The organism is Microbacterium esteraromaticum, assembly GCF_014084045.1.
GTDB lineage: Bacteria > Actinomycetota > Actinomycetes > Actinomycetales > Microbacteriaceae > Microbacterium > Microbacterium esteraromaticum_D.
Genome location: NZ_CP043732.1, coordinates 2,503,675 through 2,520,113, shown reverse-complemented (window position 1 = coordinate 2,520,113; position 16,439 = coordinate 2,503,675). Strand labels below are relative to the sequence as shown.

Annotated in this window: 25 protein-coding genes and 1 tRNA gene; 3 read left to right on the top strand and 23 right to left on the bottom strand. The window is 64.4% G+C overall.

Features of this window, described 5'->3' with window-relative positions:
- Position 1 precedes the first annotated feature (1 nt).
- From FVO59_RS11905 to FVO59_RS11825, 18 genes are all read right to left on the bottom strand, one after another.
- The gene (locus tag FVO59_RS11905) at positions 2-211 is read right to left on the bottom strand and encodes a hypothetical protein (RefSeq protein WP_182252824.1); all 210 of its coding nucleotides are present in this window, start codon (positions 209-211) and stop codon (positions 2-4) included.
- A gap of 417 nt (positions 212-628) precedes the next feature.
- Positions 629-1,354: a hypothetical protein gene (locus tag FVO59_RS11900; RefSeq protein ID WP_182252823.1), complete on the bottom strand. Its 726-nt coding sequence runs from the start codon at positions 1,352-1,354 to the stop codon at positions 629-631.
- Between the two features lie 6 nt (positions 1,355-1,360).
- Entirely contained in the window at positions 1,361-1,639 is a 279-nt protein-coding gene (locus tag FVO59_RS11895; RefSeq protein ID WP_182252822.1) for a hypothetical protein, read from the bottom strand.
- Positions 1,636-2,019 (bottom strand): HNH endonuclease, encoded by a 384-nt coding sequence (locus tag FVO59_RS11890; RefSeq protein ID WP_182252821.1) that lies wholly within the window; start codon positions 2,017-2,019, stop codon positions 1,636-1,638. Before FVO59_RS11890 ends, FVO59_RS11895 begins: the two co-directional genes overlap by 4 nt.
- A complete protein-coding gene (locus tag FVO59_RS11885) occupies positions 2,016-2,882 on the bottom strand; it encodes a DNA-methyltransferase (protein ID WP_182252820.1) in 867 nt (288 codons plus the stop codon). The genes FVO59_RS11890 and FVO59_RS11885 overlap by 4 nt, the downstream gene beginning before the upstream one ends.
- A 145-nt stretch (positions 2,883-3,027) precedes the next feature.
- The gene (locus FVO59_RS11880; RefSeq protein WP_182252819.1) at positions 3,028-3,648 is read right to left on the bottom strand and encodes an HNH endonuclease family protein; all 621 of its coding nucleotides are present in this window, start codon (positions 3,646-3,648) and stop codon (positions 3,028-3,030) included.
- Positions 3,645-3,998, bottom strand: a complete 354-nt coding sequence (locus tag FVO59_RS11875; protein ID WP_182252818.1) for a RusA family crossover junction endodeoxyribonuclease — start codon at positions 3,996-3,998, stop codon at positions 3,645-3,647. Before FVO59_RS11875 ends, FVO59_RS11880 begins: the two co-directional genes overlap by 4 nt.
- Positions 3,995-4,351, bottom strand: a complete 357-nt coding sequence (locus FVO59_RS11870) for a hypothetical protein (RefSeq protein WP_182252817.1) — start codon at positions 4,349-4,351, stop codon at positions 3,995-3,997. Before FVO59_RS11870 ends, FVO59_RS11875 begins: the two co-directional genes overlap by 4 nt.
- Positions 4,348-4,968, bottom strand: a complete 621-nt coding sequence (locus FVO59_RS16810; RefSeq protein ID WP_524538375.1) for a Mom family adenine methylcarbamoylation protein — start codon at positions 4,966-4,968, stop codon at positions 4,348-4,350. The genes FVO59_RS11870 and FVO59_RS16810 overlap by 4 nt, the downstream gene beginning before the upstream one ends.
- 243 nt (positions 4,969-5,211) lie before the next feature.
- Positions 5,212-5,766: a hypothetical protein gene (locus FVO59_RS11865; protein ID WP_182252816.1), complete on the bottom strand. Its 555-nt coding sequence runs from the start codon at positions 5,764-5,766 to the stop codon at positions 5,212-5,214.
- On the bottom strand, positions 5,763-6,350 hold the full coding sequence (locus FVO59_RS11860) for an HNH endonuclease signature motif containing protein (protein WP_182252815.1): 588 nt from the start codon (positions 6,348-6,350) through the stop codon (positions 5,763-5,765). The genes FVO59_RS11865 and FVO59_RS11860 overlap by 4 nt, the downstream gene beginning before the upstream one ends.
- The gene (locus FVO59_RS11855) at positions 6,347-7,162 is read right to left on the bottom strand and encodes a PD-(D/E)XK nuclease-like domain-containing protein (RefSeq protein WP_182252814.1); all 816 of its coding nucleotides are present in this window, start codon (positions 7,160-7,162) and stop codon (positions 6,347-6,349) included. Before FVO59_RS11855 ends, FVO59_RS11860 begins: the two co-directional genes overlap by 4 nt.
- A 142-nt stretch (positions 7,163-7,304) precedes the next feature.
- Complete coding sequence (locus tag FVO59_RS11850; RefSeq protein ID WP_182252813.1) at positions 7,305-7,472, bottom strand: hypothetical protein; 168 nt, start codon at positions 7,470-7,472, stop codon at positions 7,305-7,307.
- Positions 7,472-7,981 (bottom strand): hypothetical protein, encoded by a 510-nt coding sequence (locus FVO59_RS11845; protein WP_182252812.1) that lies wholly within the window; start codon positions 7,979-7,981, stop codon positions 7,472-7,474. Before FVO59_RS11845 ends, FVO59_RS11850 begins: the two co-directional genes overlap by 1 nt.
- A 190-nt stretch (positions 7,982-8,171) precedes the next feature.
- Positions 8,172-8,360, bottom strand: a complete 189-nt coding sequence (locus tag FVO59_RS11840) for a hypothetical protein (protein WP_182252811.1) — start codon at positions 8,358-8,360, stop codon at positions 8,172-8,174.
- Positions 8,361-8,377: 17 nt separating this feature from the next.
- Positions 8,378-8,869 (bottom strand): HNH endonuclease, encoded by a 492-nt coding sequence (locus FVO59_RS16765; RefSeq protein ID WP_182256777.1) that lies wholly within the window; start codon positions 8,867-8,869, stop codon positions 8,378-8,380.
- A gap of 939 nt (positions 8,870-9,808) precedes the next feature.
- Positions 9,809-10,027, bottom strand: coding sequence for a helix-turn-helix domain-containing protein (locus FVO59_RS11830; protein ID WP_182252810.1), 219 nt, complete (start codon positions 10,025-10,027; stop codon positions 9,809-9,811).
- On the bottom strand, positions 10,024-10,191 hold the full coding sequence (locus tag FVO59_RS11825) for a hypothetical protein (protein ID WP_182252809.1): 168 nt from the start codon (positions 10,189-10,191) through the stop codon (positions 10,024-10,026). The genes FVO59_RS11830 and FVO59_RS11825 overlap by 4 nt, the downstream gene beginning before the upstream one ends.
- 91 nt (positions 10,192-10,282) lie before the next feature.
- Here FVO59_RS11825 and FVO59_RS11820 point away from each other — a divergent pair, with 91 nt between their 5' ends.
- Both FVO59_RS11820 and FVO59_RS11815 read left to right on the top strand, forming a co-directional pair.
- On the top strand, positions 10,283-10,720 hold the full coding sequence (locus FVO59_RS11820; RefSeq protein ID WP_182252808.1) for a hypothetical protein: 438 nt from the start codon (positions 10,283-10,285) through the stop codon (positions 10,718-10,720).
- Positions 10,668-11,084, top strand: a complete 417-nt coding sequence (locus FVO59_RS11815) for an ImmA/IrrE family metallo-endopeptidase (RefSeq protein ID WP_259363208.1) — start codon at positions 10,668-10,670, stop codon at positions 11,082-11,084. The genes FVO59_RS11820 and FVO59_RS11815 overlap by 53 nt, the downstream gene beginning before the upstream one ends.
- A gap of 69 nt (positions 11,085-11,153) precedes the next feature.
- Here FVO59_RS11815 and FVO59_RS11810 read toward each other — a convergent pair.
- From FVO59_RS11810 to FVO59_RS11790, 5 genes are all read right to left on the bottom strand, one after another.
- Positions 11,154-11,226 (bottom strand) — tRNA-Arg (locus FVO59_RS11810).
- Positions 11,227-11,303: 77 nt separating this feature from the next.
- Entirely contained in the window at positions 11,304-11,690 is a 387-nt protein-coding gene (locus FVO59_RS11805) for a DUF1304 domain-containing protein (protein ID WP_182252807.1), read from the bottom strand.
- Between the two features lie 39 nt (positions 11,691-11,729).
- On the bottom strand, positions 11,730-12,596 hold the full coding sequence (locus FVO59_RS11800) for a CPBP family intramembrane glutamic endopeptidase (protein WP_220465670.1): 867 nt from the start codon (positions 12,594-12,596) through the stop codon (positions 11,730-11,732).
- On the bottom strand, positions 12,593-13,318 hold the full coding sequence (gene trmB, locus FVO59_RS11795) for a tRNA (guanosine(46)-N7)-methyltransferase TrmB (RefSeq protein WP_182252805.1): 726 nt from the start codon (positions 13,316-13,318) through the stop codon (positions 12,593-12,595). Before trmB ends, FVO59_RS11800 begins: the two co-directional genes overlap by 4 nt.
- 24 nt (positions 13,319-13,342) lie before the next feature.
- The gene (locus FVO59_RS11790; RefSeq protein WP_182252804.1) at positions 13,343-14,185 is read right to left on the bottom strand and encodes a DUF3097 family protein; all 843 of its coding nucleotides are present in this window, start codon (positions 14,183-14,185) and stop codon (positions 13,343-13,345) included.
- Positions 14,186-14,303: 118 nt separating this feature from the next.
- On the opposite strand from FVO59_RS11790, the gene FVO59_RS11785 reads away from it, so the two are divergent.
- Positions 14,304-16,331, top strand: coding sequence for a TPM domain-containing protein (locus FVO59_RS11785; protein ID WP_182252803.1), 2,028 nt, complete (start codon positions 14,304-14,306; stop codon positions 16,329-16,331).
- Positions 16,332-16,439: the final 108 nt, after the last annotated feature.

The window sequence follows — 16,439 nt, the reverse complement described above, 5'->3', positions numbered from 1 at the left end:
ATCAGTTCTCCTCGTTCTCGGCGCGGTCGATGACGCGCACATGCTCGTTGTCCTCTGCCAGCCGGTCGGCATGGGCAGTTGCGTCCTCCAGTGCGTGGAACGCGTGCTCGAAGTTCCACGCCCCTCGCAGTCGGATGCCAGTGACGCCGCTGAGGGCGTTCGCTGTCTCGACCACGTAGCGCGGCTCCGGCTCGTAGATGATCGTGCTCATGCTGCTTCCTTTCGGTTGGTGTTCCCGGCGTCTGACCGGTTCCATGTGCGTGCCCCGTTGTCGCAGAGAATCTTCGACACGTACGTTTTTGAATACCCGGTGATGTCCGCGATGGCCTGCACCGTGTGCCCGTGCCCCCGTAGACGCAACACCTCCGCGATGAGGCGCCTCCGGTGCGTTTCCCGGGAGATGCGGATCTCCGTGTACCGGGTTTCCTTTGCGACGTCAGGTTTCCGGGTTGCCCCGGGTACGAGTCGTTCCGCGGTTTGGGCGATCAGTTCTGAGATGCTGACGCCTTTGGTGTCTGCGAGGGTGGCGAGTCTCCCCCACACACGGTTGTCGAATGTGACTTGCATGATTTCTCTCCATGACGAAGGCCGCTCCCCTGAGCGGGTAGCGGCCTGTGGACTAGTGACGTCAGGTGAGTCCTGCGTCGTAAAGGTGCTTCGCGATCTCTGCCGGGTTGCGGGTGATCGATGACAGCACGTACCCGGTCGGTTTATCGGGCGAGGTGGCTCTCTTGCTGAGAATGTGGTTGCCGAGAGCGAGCGCGTTCACCAGGCTCAGGTCGATGCCGAGTTGGTCGCGCACCTTCCCGCTGATGCGCTCCACATCCAGGCCAGCCCTTGCGGCCATGCTCTTTTGCACAGCTGATAGCTCGTCCGTCGTTTCGCGCGCACGGTTATCTAGTGACTGACTCTCTGTAACGTAAGTAGAAGTCTTGTGACTCTGACTCTGACTCTGACTGTGCTTAGGTTTGCCACCATCGGCTAAGCCGCTGCTAGCACTTGCTTGGCTCTTGGCAAGCCCGCCCTTACGCCCAGCCTCGGCCCGCTTAGTAGCCAACGCCTCACGCTCAGCACGAGTCTGCTGATGCTTCGCATACTCCCTAAGCACATAGAAATCACCGTCACGAACCACCAGAGGACGCGTCGGATGCGACCCAACCAGCGCATCCAGGTGATCCTTCGGCCACATGAACTCCGCATGCTCAGCCGGGATGATCCCGTCATCATCAGCGATCCGCGACTCGGCCACCATCTCCACGAACGTCCACCGAACCTCAACGGGCAGCCGAACAACCTTCGGATGCCGGTGGAAGTCGATAGGGAACGTCATGTACAGGCGTTCGTCTTTAGCCATCGCGCATCAGTCCTCCATGCAGGCGCGTGCGAGTGCGACCTCAGGTAGCGCGTTGCGTCTGAGTTTCAACACGAACGATGCGGCCTGCGGGTAACGGGACGGGTCAGCAGCCTGCCCCTCAGCCCGCCCCAACGTCCGACGAAGTGATTCCTCCGTGTCGTCAATCAGGTCAGGGTGCAACACGGCACGCCACCACTCCGGGAAATCGTCACGTCGTTTGAATGCCTGCATCACGGCGTCATCAAACGCCTCATCATCCATCTGTGCGAGCACGTCAATGTTCACTCTGCTTCTCCATTCATAAGTAGTTGTGCGGTCGATTCGTTCAGGAACCTCATACCGCCGTCATCGTCAAGCAGCACCCACGCGTCCCGGTACAGGACGGGCATGAGCTCTGACCTGTACCCGCGGCCGATCGCGAGCCCTTCCCGTTCCCCGTCCTTATGGGCGCGACCGTGACAGCCGTTCACGTTGCCCATCCCGCACAGGTGGATCAGGTTGTGAACGTCGTGAGTGCCGCCCCTGCTGAGGTACTGCCGGTGGTGAATGTTCGACGCTGTTGCGCGCCCACACGACTCGCACATCCCGCCCGAACGCGCCTTCACCGTTGCCTCGTTGCGGGCGGGGATCTTCTTCGGCTGCTTCGGTGGACGCTGACCGATCATGACGCTTCTCCCCACGGCAACGCGGGCTGCTGGAAACGCGTCCGCAGCGACAGATCCAGGTACTCCCGATTCAGGTCGATACCGACATATCTCCTGCCCTCGAAAGTGGCAACGGCCCCAGTTGTTCCGGAGCCGCTGAAAGGGTCAAGCACGATGTCGCCAGGTTCAGACCCGGCACGTATGCAGGGCCGGATCAGGTCGGGCGGATACGTTGCAAAATGAGCGCCCGGAAACGAAACCGGAGACACTGACCACACGTCACGCAGACTCCGCATGCCGTCGTATTCGCGCTTGCCCTCCACCGCTATGCGGATACCCGCCGCGCGCAGGGCCGTCGCCTTATCGCCACCAAATCCCGCCTCGTACCGCCGAGTAGACGCTTCCGCCCCGGCCTCCCGGACGGACTCGTGGTCGTAGAAATAACCCGAGTTGACCTTGGCGAACATGAAGATGTGTTCATGTGATCGGGTCGGGCGATTCTTGATCGATTCGGGCAGCACTTTTGGCTTGTGCCATATGACGTCCGCCCGAAGGGACCACCCGTCTTCCTTGAGCGCGAGGGCCAGCCGCCATGGCACGCCGGCTAAGCCGTCACTCAGGTAGCTGTCTCCGATGTTCAGCCAAAACGTCCCGTCATCTGCAAGCACGCGCCGCAGCTCTCGGAACACCTCAACCATCCGAGCCACGTATTCGCCCACGGATGCCTCTGCCCCGATCTGACCGTCCTCGCCGTAGTCGCGTAGCCCGTAGTACGGCGGGGAAGTGACGATCGTGCGAGCCATTCCATCGGGGAGAGTTCGGGCGACTTCGAGTGCATCACCGTGGTGTAGCTGCACATCGCTGCTGTCGTAGTAGATGCTCATGTGTCTCTCCTGTGGCATGTGCACTCGGGCTTCTTGCACCACCAGTCGCCCCCGAAGGACTTGCCTGGATGGCAGGATGCGCAACGCCCGCAAACGGGATATTCGCGGGCGTAGGTGGATGGGCTTGGGGTGCCTGCATTGGCGCTCATGGTGTTCCTTTCATGGCGGCACGAATCCGCGCCCGCTCCGGTTTCGTCGTCCCACGACTGGGCGCGAGCTCGAGGCCGCTCATGTTCATCCGCCCCTTGGCCAGCGCGTCACGCATGTTCTCTAGCTGCGTGCCGACTCTCAGGTGGTTGGGGTTGCAGCACGGCGGGTTGTCGCACGCGTGCAGCACGAGCTGGCAGGCATCGACCGTGGTTGTGGTGGCGAGGGCATAGCGGTGGGCGAGCCTGCGGGTTCGCTTTGGGTGGTCGTAGATCGCGAAGCGCCCGTATCCCTTGTTGTTGCGCTCTCCCTGCCACTCCCAGCATTCGTTCGGCGCCCCGATCGACACCTTTGACCAGAAGCGCTCTTCCTCTGTTTGGTCCCGCCACGGCTCCGCGGCGGTTGCCTTCCCGGTCGATCGAAGCCGCTGGTAGTGCTTGCCGCAGTATCCGCGGGCTAGCGCATATCGTTCGCAGCCGTCCGCTTCGCACATCTCCCCGCGGAAGCGCGCTGACCGCGAGCGGATCGCGCAGGACTTCGAGCAGAAGGTGAGCTCTCGCGCGATCTGGACCGATGTGAGCGTCGCCTGGCAGCAGGCGCAGGACTTTTCGGATGTCATGTCGTCACCGTCACTTCGAGTTCGAGGTGCGCTGTTCCGCCCGGTTCGTGCCGGATGAAGGGTGCGCGCTTGTCCATGTATTCGGGGGTGTCGTCGGGGACAATCCCGGCGTCTACGAGCCCGTCGCACATGGCTTTGAACGTGGGGTAGATGTTGTCGCTGTCCCGCCGCCGTTTGTCCGTGACGACCCATGTGAGCTGCACGGTGATGTGTTCGGCGGTGCCCAGGTGGAAGGCGCGGATCGCAGTCGAGTTGCGAACCAGGCGGGTCAGGTTGGCTTTCTTCGCCCAGTGCAGGCGCTGGTTCGCGTTCAGTGGCGGCTTGGGCCAGTCGAACGTCAGGACGGTCATGCTGCGTCCTTGCGCATGTAGTCCGAGATATCCAAGTGCGCCTGTGTTGGGTTGTCGGCGAGGTTGAGTAACTGTGCGCCGTCTCTCCTGCCAACCGCGATCAAGCATCCCACATGCTTCTTCATCTGGGATACGCGGCGGTGGATGCTGTAGAACGCCACCACCGGCCACCCCCAACGTTCACGGTTCTGGAAGTAGCGGTGTTCGAGTTCGGCGGGTGTCATGGGTCCGTGTTCGGCGAGCATGTCGACGAGCACATGCATGACTTTTTCGGTTGCAGTGCCGGACAGGTTGATCGCAGCGGTGCGTGACGTGTCCGGGTCGTCGACGTGGTGGAGGGTGTGCGGGTTCATATCAATTCCTTGAGTTGGGGGTGGGATCGCGCCCACCTCTTCTCGGTTTCGGGTGCACTTCTGGCCCAGTGCTTCATCGCCGCGGTGTCGTCGATGCGCAGAACGGGCTCACGGCGAGCGTCGGGGCGTAACGGGAACACCCATCGGTCTTTCGTCTGTTGCGGTTCTCCTGGCACCCAAGCGCCGTTGCCAGAAGGCGGTGTGCGCAATCTCAGCCACGTCGGCCACCACTGCCAGTTGCAGGCGCGATACAGTGCGCCTGTGTGGCCATGGCCGGGGTCTGAGTACGACACGAGTGTCGTTACCGCGGGCAGTCGTTCGCGTATAGACCGCACCGCTTGGCGATGTTGCCTAGAGCCGGCGTTCTCCCCCGACTCGGGCGTCAGGCACCATCTGGAAAGCTCAAGCCAGGTTCCGTCAGCAGGGAGATGTCTCGATGTGGGCGTGCGCCAGACCTGAGCCGCGACCACAAGGCCGTCCCTCTCGCCGGTCACGATCAGTTCGTGCCCACCCGATGCGAGTGGTCCCAGGTAGTGATATTGCGACAGGAGCGGGTTGGCGTCATCAGCTGAGCCGACGTACCATTCCACCCCGGTGGAATCCTTCCGGGAATCCATGACGAACAAGCCGCTCATTCGGGTTTCTCCTTGGGTATGTGAAGAGGGCCGCTCTCGATGTGAGAACGGCCCTCAAAATCAGGGGTCATGGGGTTCGTTGCCGTGTGATCTCATCCACAGCGATCCGTGCGCGGCTGATCCACCACGCGTAGTCGTCCGGGTGGGACGGTGGCCATGTTGGACGCACGTCCTCGCCCGGGTACGGGGCTTCGTACATGGCCTTCGCAACATCAACAACCGAAGTCATGTAAGTTCCGCCTTCCGTTTGTTGGTTGCTTCGATCACGTCAGGGTGTTTCTGCGCACCCTTCACACCCGCCAACTCCCACGCGGTCTTGAGGGCGGGGATGGATTCGGCGCCGTTGATGTTCGCCAACGCATCCACCACCGCCGACTCATCGAACTCCGGCTTGAGGGGCTGCACGGTGAACTCCTGGCGCTTCCCTCGAGACACGCTGAGCAGCACGCTCAACGGCTTGTCGATGTGGGACATGTGCGAGATCCGCACCCCGCCGATCTCCTGGCCCGCCCACTTCACTGTCGGATCGTTGTAAATCGTGAGCCGCCGACCGGTGTACGTTGCGGCTTCCGGCCCCCAAGCTGCGACAATGATCCGCCGTACCGTCTTAGCCGGCCGGAACGTGCGGCCCTCAAACTCTGCCAAGTGGATGAAGATTGGCTGCTCTGCCGTCCCCTTCTCCACACCCGTGACCGTTACCGTGACCGGGCCACCGATAAGGTCTTCGGCATTCACCTGCTGACTGTTCGGGGTGATGGTTTCCGAGATGTTCACGGTCACGCCGCCTTCCTTCTGTCCCTGAGCGATACAGGCATGTGCTGGTGACGCCACGCGATCATCGCTTTCTCCGCGTCGGCGAGGTTGTCGAACCTGCCGACCTCGTGTGTGACTGGGCCGATACACGCACGCGCAATCCACTGGTTCTGTGACCAGTAGACGCCGCGGACTCCCGACCTACTGTTGATGTTCGCGCCTGCCCGGTTCTGGCCGTTCTCCTGGTGGGTCAGCAGGCGCAGGTGGTCGGGTTTCACACAGGAGCGGTTGAAACATGTGTGGTCTACCTCGTAGCCCTTAGGAATCGGCCCGTGTGCCCACATGTATGAGACCCGGTGGGCGACCATGTTGCGGCTGTTGATGCGGAAGACTCCGTATCCGCCCGTGTTCTGGAGTGCGGCTGTCCAGATCCAGCAGGTTCCAGCCTTGTCAACCTTCGACCAGAACCGCTCCTCGTCGGTGGCGTTGTGCTTCCTCACGGGCGGGGCCATGTCGCGACCTTTTGCGTTCCGGGTGTAGTGCGCGTTGCACCACCCCAGGGCCTTTCCCTTCGGCATATCACAGCCGGGGTACTTGCAGAGAACAGTCATATCTTGATCTCCTCGTCTTCGCCCTCGAACACAGCCCATGCGGGTGCGGTGAGGGTAGCGGCCCCATAGCCGGGCCAGGTGTTCGTTTCGACGCAACGGTGATACAGCTCGCGCGCCTTCTTTGCCGCTCGATACCCCAGGTCTTGCCACATGAAATCCATGTCGTACGTTCCGACCAAATGAGGTTCCGAGTTCTCCACGACAATGAACTTGAACGACTCCAACACGCCGCCCGTTTCAGCCCTGTGGGTGTCGTCGTAGAACGCGAACTGGATGTGGTAGCCCCACTTTGCAATCGACCGGTTGAATCCGGCGGGTGAAGCATCAGGGGCGGTTTTCAGATCCCCACCCCGCCCGTCGCCGTAGAGGTCGAACCGGGACCGTGACGGCACCCCGTCAACGTCCTGGATGATCGATACCTCCCGGCCGTGGATCGATTCGAGCACCGGCCTGGCATCGGGATCGGCGAGTACCGCTTCTGCCATCGCGTCGACTCGGCGTGCGTCTTTCGAGGTGATGGGGATGAGTCCAGATGCACGCTGTTCCTTCTCCCACGCCACGGTTGCTTTGCTCGTCGACACGTTCCCCGATGCGGTCAGATGCTCGGCCGGGTACTCGACGATGTTCGCCCCAACGCCGAGGATCTTCGTGTGCGCTGCCGACCCGAGGTCGAATGCGGCTTTGGGTGGTTGCGGGTGGTCTTCCCAATACCGGTATCTGGCCGGCGAGTCGAGAAGACGCCTGGCACCCGTGCTCGAGAGTTCCTTCCGCGAGTGATATTCGCTCTCAGGCATCGCCATGTGGATGCTCATGCTGTTGGTTCTCCTCTTCGCATCAACGCGGCGACGGTGTTGGCGTGGCGGATAGCGTCACGCCAGTAGCGCATGCGGCCGCGGGGTTCGTTGTTGTAGGTGACGTGCCACCAACCGCCATCACGACGAACACGGGCGCGCATCAGAACTCCCCCGCTCTCCTGCGTGCGGCATCCAACGCGGCCTGTGCACGTGCGACACCCTCCCGGTAGAGGGCTTGTGCTATCTGGTTCCCGAACAGGTCGGCCCGTGCGAGGGCGTCCTGTTCGATCTGCAACCGCTTCTCCAACTGCTCAATCGACCGAGGCATCACGACTCCTTCGGTGGGTAGATGCGATCGGCGTCGAGAATCTGTTCGTCGTTGATCGCGAACTTCTGCGTCTCGTCGTCGACGTAGATGAACTGCCGCCCGACAACCCGGAACGGGAAGTAGCGGTCGTCTGGGCCTCGTGAGATCGTCCAGACCTCGTGCGGCTTCGCGTCGTGCCACGGCTTCGGCTCGGGGTGGGCGTCGCGATACGCCGCTGCCGCATCGCCCGCAACGTCGTGTGCGTAGAGGCCGTTCCGCTTGACTGACTCTCCGGTCAACTCATTCACGACCAGGAGGATGTCGTCTCCCTGATGCACAACGAATTCCGGACGTTCGCTCCACCTCCACCGTCCAAGCTCTTCGTCACGCTCAGCACGGAAGAACTCACGCAGCGCCTGGATGTACTCACCGCCCGCGACGGGCACGGGCAGGTCTTTCCTCGCTCGCTGGACGAACAGATCGTTATCGATGTGTACCAAAATGCCGTTGCTTGCTTCGTACTTGTCCATAACGTCTCCTACCAGCAGTGCGCACAGGTGCAGTGCGCGATCGTCCCGTTGTGTTCGCAGTGCAGTGACGGCATGTGTGGTGGGTGGAAACCCGGTGACAGGCATGCCCTGCAGGTGGCTTCTTCCGGTTCGGGTGCTTCGTCCCGTGTTTCCCGGTACTGTTTCGCAAGCCCGAAAATGTCATCCTCAGTCACAGCGGAGTCCCCCATGTCGCGACCACAAGGGCGACAAGAAGTCCGACGACTCCGAGTACGCCCACCGCGATGAGCAGGAACCCGAAACCGAGCCCAAATGCCTCCCACCGCGTGTAGGAATCGAAACGGCGCAGAATCGCGCCGAGCACCGCGGACAACGCCAATGTGCCGATGATCGCCAACACGATCAGAATCCCAACAGTCATCTCACTGACCTGCCTCTCTTACGCATCTTCTGCGCCGTCCAATCGAATGGCAGCGCCTCAGCTCGGGCTGCTATTACCGCCTCGTTCGCTTGCTCCGCTGTATCGAAGATCCCGAGGTAGTGGTCGACGCCGTTCAGGCCGTACCGAGCCGTCCATCGGCCACCCGCGTATCGATAGACGCCTCGATACGGGTTGGTACCTCCGCGACGCGCTGCTGCGCCGCGGTGCTGACTGTTCTGAGCGCTCGTCACCAACCGCAGGTGATCCGGCCTGACACATGACCGGTTGCGGCAGAGATGATCTACCTGCAGACCGCGCGGAATGGGCCCGTAGTGGACTTCGTAGGAGAACCTGTGAGCACGGACAACACGTCCGTATACGCCGAGGTTGCCGTACCCATCCGGTGAGACAGATGCCGTCCAAAGCCAGCAGCCGCTACCCTTGTCGACCTTCTCCCAGAAGCGCTCTTCCGGATCTCGCGCTCTCATCGAACCGACCTGCCTCTCTTGCGTCGTTTCGCGGCGAACCTGAATGCGCGTTTCGAGTCCGCGCTGATCCCCGACTCCCGCGACTGGATCGTTGCTGTGTCCGTCGCCCACGCATTCGCCGTAGCCCACACAAACGTCACCACCATCCAGAACCCCTCACGCGGCTCCACAACAGCCGTCAACTTGTCCCGCGTCCACATCTCCCGCATCCCCAAACCGGGACGGGTGTGCCTCGGGTTGCCGAGCGTCGCCCTGATCGCGTCCTCATCGAGTGCCATATCCAGGGCGCGGGTGACAGCGTGCGGGGTGAACTCAAACCACGCCCCATTCAGCTGCCACACGAGTCAGCCCCCAACGCTTCCTCTACCTGCGCCCACATGCGTGGGAGGCTGCGTTCCATCGCCAGTTCGATGTACAGAAACTCCATCGTTCGTCCTCCCTCAAATGTCAGAGGCCCGGGCGCTCCCTCAGTGCCCGGGCGTGATGCCGCTACAACTCCCCAGTGAGCAGCAGTGCCCGTGCGCCGATCTGTGAGCGCACGCACGGGCTGCCACTTGACCCAGTGACCGGTTCATCGCGACCAACCCGATGCCAATAGCGCCTAACCCATACGCCCGGTTCCAACCACAATCGGTCGGCCAACAGTCGAAAATCCCTTACTTCCCCCAACAGCACCGCGCTCATCCCGAGTGCCCGTAGACGGGTGTCTATATGCCGCCGCCCTGCTCCTAACCGGCCCCTGAGCGGGGATCGGAATCCACAGACGGCTATGTAATTTCTGCGCCCCGAGGGGTCGCCGAGTAGCGGGTAGATCAGTGCGACCTACCAGCCGGATCGTTTACGGGGATCAGCCGGTCAGGTCATGCACCTTCAGAACCAGATACGACGACCAGAGAACGACGGCGACGGGAATCCAGAACCACGCCGGGAGGGTGTCCATCAGAGCGACCCCAGATCTTCATCGGGGAGCTCGCGGAGAAATCTCCTGGCCTCCTCGACGGGGATGATCCGCTTCTTCCCCGAGAACTTCGCGGTCAGATCACCGCGCTCGAGGTGCTTGTACAGCTGGCGGTCCGAGATGCCCAACGCGGCGGCCAGATCTGGCACCGAGTAGGACAGCGGTTCGACTGCAGGCGTAGCAGGCTTCTTCGCGCTCAACTGGTCATCTCCTTGGTCGTCAACGCGCGAAGGCCCCCGGCTCGCAGAGCGTCAGCGACCGTCATGTCACCCGCGGTCCGGGTGGGACGGTCGACCGACGCGATGCGGCCGGGGGCCTTCGCGTTGGGCTTGGTGTCTGCCTTGGCAGCTCTTCTGAGGTTCATAACTGCGATGTTAGTACGCACATCTGCGTAATGCAAGCACATGCGCGAATTTGATTCGCAGATGTGCGTACTGCCTCGCTACTCTTGAGGAATGCCTACTCCTAAGAAGCCTCAGACGTTCGACCAGCATCTCGGGGCGGTGGTCGGCGGTCTGGCCAAGCCTCACGGCGGCCGACCGTTCCTCATCGGATTGCTCGATTGGTCGAAGGGAACCGTTGACCGGCGCGTGTCAGGTGACACGTCGTTCCTCGTGAAAGAGCTTGAGGTGGTCGCCCGTGCGATGAACACGACACCCGCGGAGATCGCTGAACAGGCGTTGCGCAACTTCTCTGAGGACGGGACGGCGCAGGGCGGGTTGGAGAAGTTGAAGGCCGAGAGCGCCCCGGCAGTGTCCCCGGCCCCGATTAGCCTCGAGGATCAGCGCAAGAAGAAGACACCGAAGGACATGACCGACGCCGAGCTTGAGGAGGAGCAGAGTGCAGCCAACACCGACCCCGAGATCGGCTACGACGAGACTGACCCTGCCTAAGGGCCGCGCGTACGACCCGTGGGCGCATGCTGACGCTCTCGGTATCGAGGTTGTCGTCAGGCGCCTTCGTACGGCGAATGGCCGATGGTTCCCCGAGTACAACCAGATCCTCATCAGCGACCGGCTCCGCGCCGGCCACCAGCGACTCACCCTTGCCCACGAGCTCGGCCACGGTCACTTCGGGCACCCCGACGATCGTCCGAAGTTCGAGCAGCAGGCAGATCGGTTCGCGGCGAGCAACCTCATCTGCCCTGACGAGTTGGCTGACCTGTACGAGTGGTGCCCCGATGAGCAGCGCATCGTGGCCGAACTGGGCGTGACGACGCAGCTGTTCCGGGCGTTCGTCCTTGACCGCGCCGCCTAAAACGAAGAAAGGCCACAGTTTCGGCTACTGGTTGTAGCGTGAAAATGTGGCCTTATCAGTCGTTTCTAGTGCCCCCGACAGGAATCGAACCTGCGACCTACGGTACCGGAAACCGGCGCTCTATCCGCTGAGCTACGGAGGCGTACCGGTCGAGCCTACCAGTTGCGCGGGCTCTCGAATGCACGGCGCGACCGCCTGCGCGCGGGCGGTCGGCGAGGCTCAGCCGAGCGCGATGCTCAGCGCGATCACGGCGAGCAGCGGCAGACCGCCCTGCATCACCGCGGCGCGCAGCTTGGTGCGGTCGGAGAGCACGAGCACGAGCGATGCGGCCAGCATCATCCCCGTCCCCGCGAGCGTCAGGGTCACCCCGGCCGTGCGCTGTCCCGCGAGCACGAGGGCCGCTCCGGCGAAAGCGGCGATCGCCAGGAAGAGGTTGTAGAAGCCCTGGTTGAAGGCGAGCCCGCGCGTGGTCTCGGCGTCCGCCTCGCTGCGCACGCCGAAGATCCGGCGGGTGGCCGGCTGAGTCCACCGCAGCGATTCCAGCACGAAGATGAAGACATGGAAGGCGCCGGCGAGGACGGCGAAGGCGAGACCGGCGATCAGCATCCGGTCATTCTCCTCCTCGCGAGCGAGTCGGGCAAAGCGTCAGACGAGGAAGAACGGCAGCAGTCCCGGGTTGTGCGCGTGAACCAGCACGGCGAAGACGACCGCATCGAACAGCAGGTGCACGGTGACGACGTAGGCCAGCGAATGCGTACGCAGGAAGATCCAGCCCTGCAGCAGCGCGAACGGGATGGTGAGCACGGGCCCCCATGCCCGGTAGCCGAGCTCCCACAGGAACGACACGAACACGACCATCTGCAGCACGTTCGCGCTCCAGGCGGGCATGTGCCTGCGCAGCAGGGCGAAGACCGTGCAGATGAAGAACAGCTCGTCCCAGATGCCGACGGCCCCCACTCCAACGAAGAGCCTGGCGATCAGCTCGGGCGAGTCGACGACGGGCCAGTTCCGGTAGACGCCGCTGGAGATGAAGTAGTACGGCAGGATCAGCCAGCCCAGCACCAGCACACCCACCAGCCAGACCCACTGCCAGCGGGCCCAGCGTCTGCGGGTGCGCCACGGGAACGATATGGCCCTGTCGCGCATCACGAAGCGCGACAGCAGGTAGGGCACGAGCACCGCTCCCCCGAGCGCCAGCGTGAAGCGCAGCATCGACAGATCGTCCAGCTGCGCCTCGAGGGAGATCGCGTGCACGATGAGCATGCCGATCGCGATGAGGGCCAGGTCCCGCGTCAGCGAAGGGCTCCGTCTCTCGCCGACCGCCCAGTCGGGACGATGGCCGACGGAGACGGTGACCGTTCGCGGTCCGCCGCGCTCGACCAGAGCGGCGGCCACGACTCCCGCGGCGAGCAGCAGCCAGCCTGCCCACGTCCACCCGAGCACGAAGAACGCGGGTGCCGCCGCGCAGACCAGTGCGGCGGGAGGGATGCTGTGCCAGGCGGTCTTCGTCACACCCGCGGCACCCGACGGTAGGTGAGGTCGCGGATCTCGCGCCCCTTGGCGATGCCCTTGCGTTCGAAGGCCGTCATCACGCGTCCGTCGAAGCGCTCCGCCCATTCGCCCTCGAAGGCGCGCTCGAACTCGGGTGCCTCGTCGAGCACCTCGCGCATCTGCAGCGCGTAGTCCTCCCAGTCCGTCGCGAGGCGCAACAGGGCGCCGTCCGCGAGGGCGCGAGCTGCGGTCTGCGAGAACCCGGGGCGCACGAGGCGCCGCTTCGTGTGCCTCTTCTTATGCCACGGGTCGGGGAAGAAGATCCACACCTGCGAGGCCGCAGCCTCGGGAAGGAAGGTGGAGAGCACCTCGGGCGCGTTCGCCTCGATCAGGCGGAGATTGCGAACCCCCGCCCGATCGGCGTCGAGCATCGTGCGGGCGAGCCCGGCGCGGAACACCTCCACCGCGAGGAAGTCGGTCTCCGCGTCCGCTGAGGCCGCGGAGACGATCGCGTGCCCCTGCCCCGATCCGATCTCGACCACGAGGGGTGCCGTCCGCCCATATGCGGAGAACTGGTCCAGCCGCGCCTCGGGGTGCACCGAGGTGAACGCGACGTCACGGGGCACGTCGAGCAGGTAGAAGGGCGCGAGCTCGGCGAAGGCGCGCTCCTGGGCATCCGACATGCGACCGCTGCGTCGCACGAACGACACCGGCTCATCGCGGAAGGTGCGGGGTTCTGGCATCCATCCAGGGTACCGGCGGCGGGGTCAGCGCTCGGCCGGGGCGGTGACGAAGTCGATCAGCTCCTCCACCCTCCCGAGCAGCGCCGGCTCGAGGTCGCGATAGGTGGTGACGCGAGAGAGGATCCGCTTCCATGCGTGGGCGATGTCGGCCTGATCCTCAGCCGGCCATCCGAAGGCGCGGCAGATCCCCGTCTTCCAATCGGTGCCGCGCGGGATCTCGGGCCAGGCCCGGATGCCCATCGCCGCGGGGGTCACGCACTGCCATACATCGATGTAGGGATGCCCCACGATGCGCAGATGGCGACCGTGGGGTCCTCGCATGATCTGCTCTACGATGCGCGTCTCCTTCGAGCCGGGCACGAGGTGGTCGACGAGAACGCCGTAGCGCCGGGTCGCCGACGGCGGAGATTCGGCGAGCAGCTCGTCGAGCAGGTCGAGCCCCTTGAGGTACTCGACGACGACCCCCTCCACGCGCAGATCGGCTCCCCACACCTTCTCGACGAGTTCGGCGTCGTGACGGCCCTCGACAAGGATGCGGCTGGGGAGGGCGGTGCGTGCGCGCTCGTCGGCGACGGCGAACGAGCCGGATGCCGTGCGGCGAGGTCCCGTCTGCTTCGCGGCGGGAACGACCAGCCGCACCGGCCTGCCGTCGATCATGAAGCCTCCACCGAGAGGGAAGCTGCGCCTGCGCCCCTTCCAGTCCTCGAGCTCGACCATGCCGGCTTCGACGCGGGTGACGGCCCCGCAGTACCCGTCCTGCGCGACCTCGACCACGAGGTCTTTCGCGGCTTCGACCTGCGTCGTCTTCGCGACGCCGCGCTGACGCCAGCCGTCGGCGAGCACATCGGTGCCGTACATGTCGTCCATGCCATCCAGCGTATGCGTCTGCGCTGAGGGCGAACGCCGAACCCGCCGCTGTCGCGCTCACAGCCCGAATGCATAGACTCAAGCCATGGGGGCACGGCTGCCGGTCGGAGGGATCACTATGAGGAATCGGTGGCTGACTGCGGCCGCACTGCTGCTGGTGGCGACAGTCGGAGTCGTGGCTGCGCCGGCGGCATCCGCGACGGACCCCGGTGAGCTCGACGGGCAGATCACGGACCACAGCGAGGTCATGTCCGCTTCCGACCGCGCCGATGCCGAGGCGACGCTCGGCAGGTTGCGCGATGAAGCGGGAATCGATCTGTTCTTCGTCATGGTGCCCCAGTACACGTCCCCGAGCGATCCTGCGGAATGGACCACCCGGACGGCGCGGGGCAACGGCTTCAGCGACACGCAGTACCTGATCTCGGTCTCGACCGAGGGGCGCAACTACACGATGTTCCGCCCCGACACCGGGCAGATGAGCGTGGAAGAGCGCGACGAGATCCTCGCCGCCATGCGGCCTGATCTGTCGAACAGCGACTTCAGCCACGCGGTGGTCGCCGGCGCGGAAGAGGCCTACGACATCTACGTGCTCGAGCCGCAGCGCGCCGCCGAGCAGCAGAAGCAGGCGGCAGAGGCGGGGGCCCGGATCGCGGCGATCGTCGGCGTCATCGTCGTGATCGCCGTCATCGCGGCCGTCATCTTCCTCCTGGTGCGTCGTGCCCGCAGACGCGCAGCGGAGCAGGCCAAGAGGGATGCGCAGCTGGCCGAGCTCGGCCAGCAGGCGAACATCGCCCTGGTGCGCACCGACGACCTCGTCCGCACCAGCGAACAGGAGCTGGAGTACGCCCGCGCGCAGTTCGGCGACGATGTCATCGGCCCGTTCGTCACCGCCCTGCAGACCTCTCGCACGAACCTCGACGAGGCGTTCTCCCTCCAGCAGAAGCTCGACGACGAGGTACCCGACACCGACGAGCAGCGGATCGAGTGGAATCAGCGCATCATCCAGCTGTGCTCCGAGTCGACGCAGGTGCTCGAAGCGCGCAAGGCCGAGTTCGACGAGCTTCGCGAGCTCGAGCAGAACGCGCCCGCCGCGCTCGAGAACGTGCGCCGCCTTCGCGCTGCCGCCGGCGCCGAGATAGAGCGTGCCGATCAGATCCTCTCCGCTCTCGCGGCGGCCTACTCGCCTGCGACCATCTCCCCCGTGGCGGAGAACACGTCCGAGGCTCGCTCGCGCATGGCCTTCACCGACGAGAGGATCCAGCAGGCGGAGGCGTTCATCTCGGCGGGCGAGACGGGCGATGCGGCTGTGGCCGTCCGTGCGGCGGAGGGCGCGATTCAGCAGGCCACCCAGCTCGAGGACGCCGTCGAGAAGCTGCAGGGCGATCTGAAGGCCGCAGATGAGCGTGCCATCGCGCTGATCTCGGAGCTGGACGCCGATGCGCGGACCGCACGCACCCTCCCCGATCCTCAGGGGGCCATTGCCCAGGCTGTGACTGCTGTGACCCAGGCGATCCAGCACGCGCAGGCACGGCTCGGCGCATCAGGACGCGAGCCGATCGAAGCCCTGCGCGCGCTCGAGGCTGCCAACACGTCCATCGATGCCGTCATCCAGCACGGGCGAGACGAGCAGGCGAGGATCGCCAGAGCTATGAGCATGCTCGGCGATGCCGTCCGGCGTGCCGAGGTGCAGATCTCCACAGCAGAGAGCTACATCCTGAACCGGCGCGGATCGATCTCGTCGACCGCGCGGACGAGACTCGCCGAAGCGCAGGCGACGCTCGACCAGGCTCGATCGCTGGCGCAGATCGATCCGGTCCAGGCGCTCGCTTCGGCGCAGCGTTCCGACGCTCTGGCCACGGAGGCGATCCGTCTCGCTCAGAGCGACTACTCCGGTTTCGGCGGATCGGGCGGGAGGGGCAACGACACCCTCGGCGCGCTGCTCGGCGGAATCCTCATCGGTCAGGCCACTGGCGGCCACCATGGCGGCGGAGGCGGCGGCTGGAGTTCCGGCGGCGGCGGTGGAGGAATCTTCGGCGGCAGCAGCGGAGGCGGCGGCTTCTTCGGAGGAGGAGGAGGCGGCGGGGGCTTCTCCGTCGGAGGCTTCGGGGGCAGCTCCGGCAGCAGCGGAGGAGGCGGGGCCTTCTGACCGCACGACGACTCGTGAACGCAATCCCACGACTCTGACCAGACCAACGACCACGACCACGACCACGACCACGACCACGACCACGACCATCCGAGAAAAGCAAAGGAA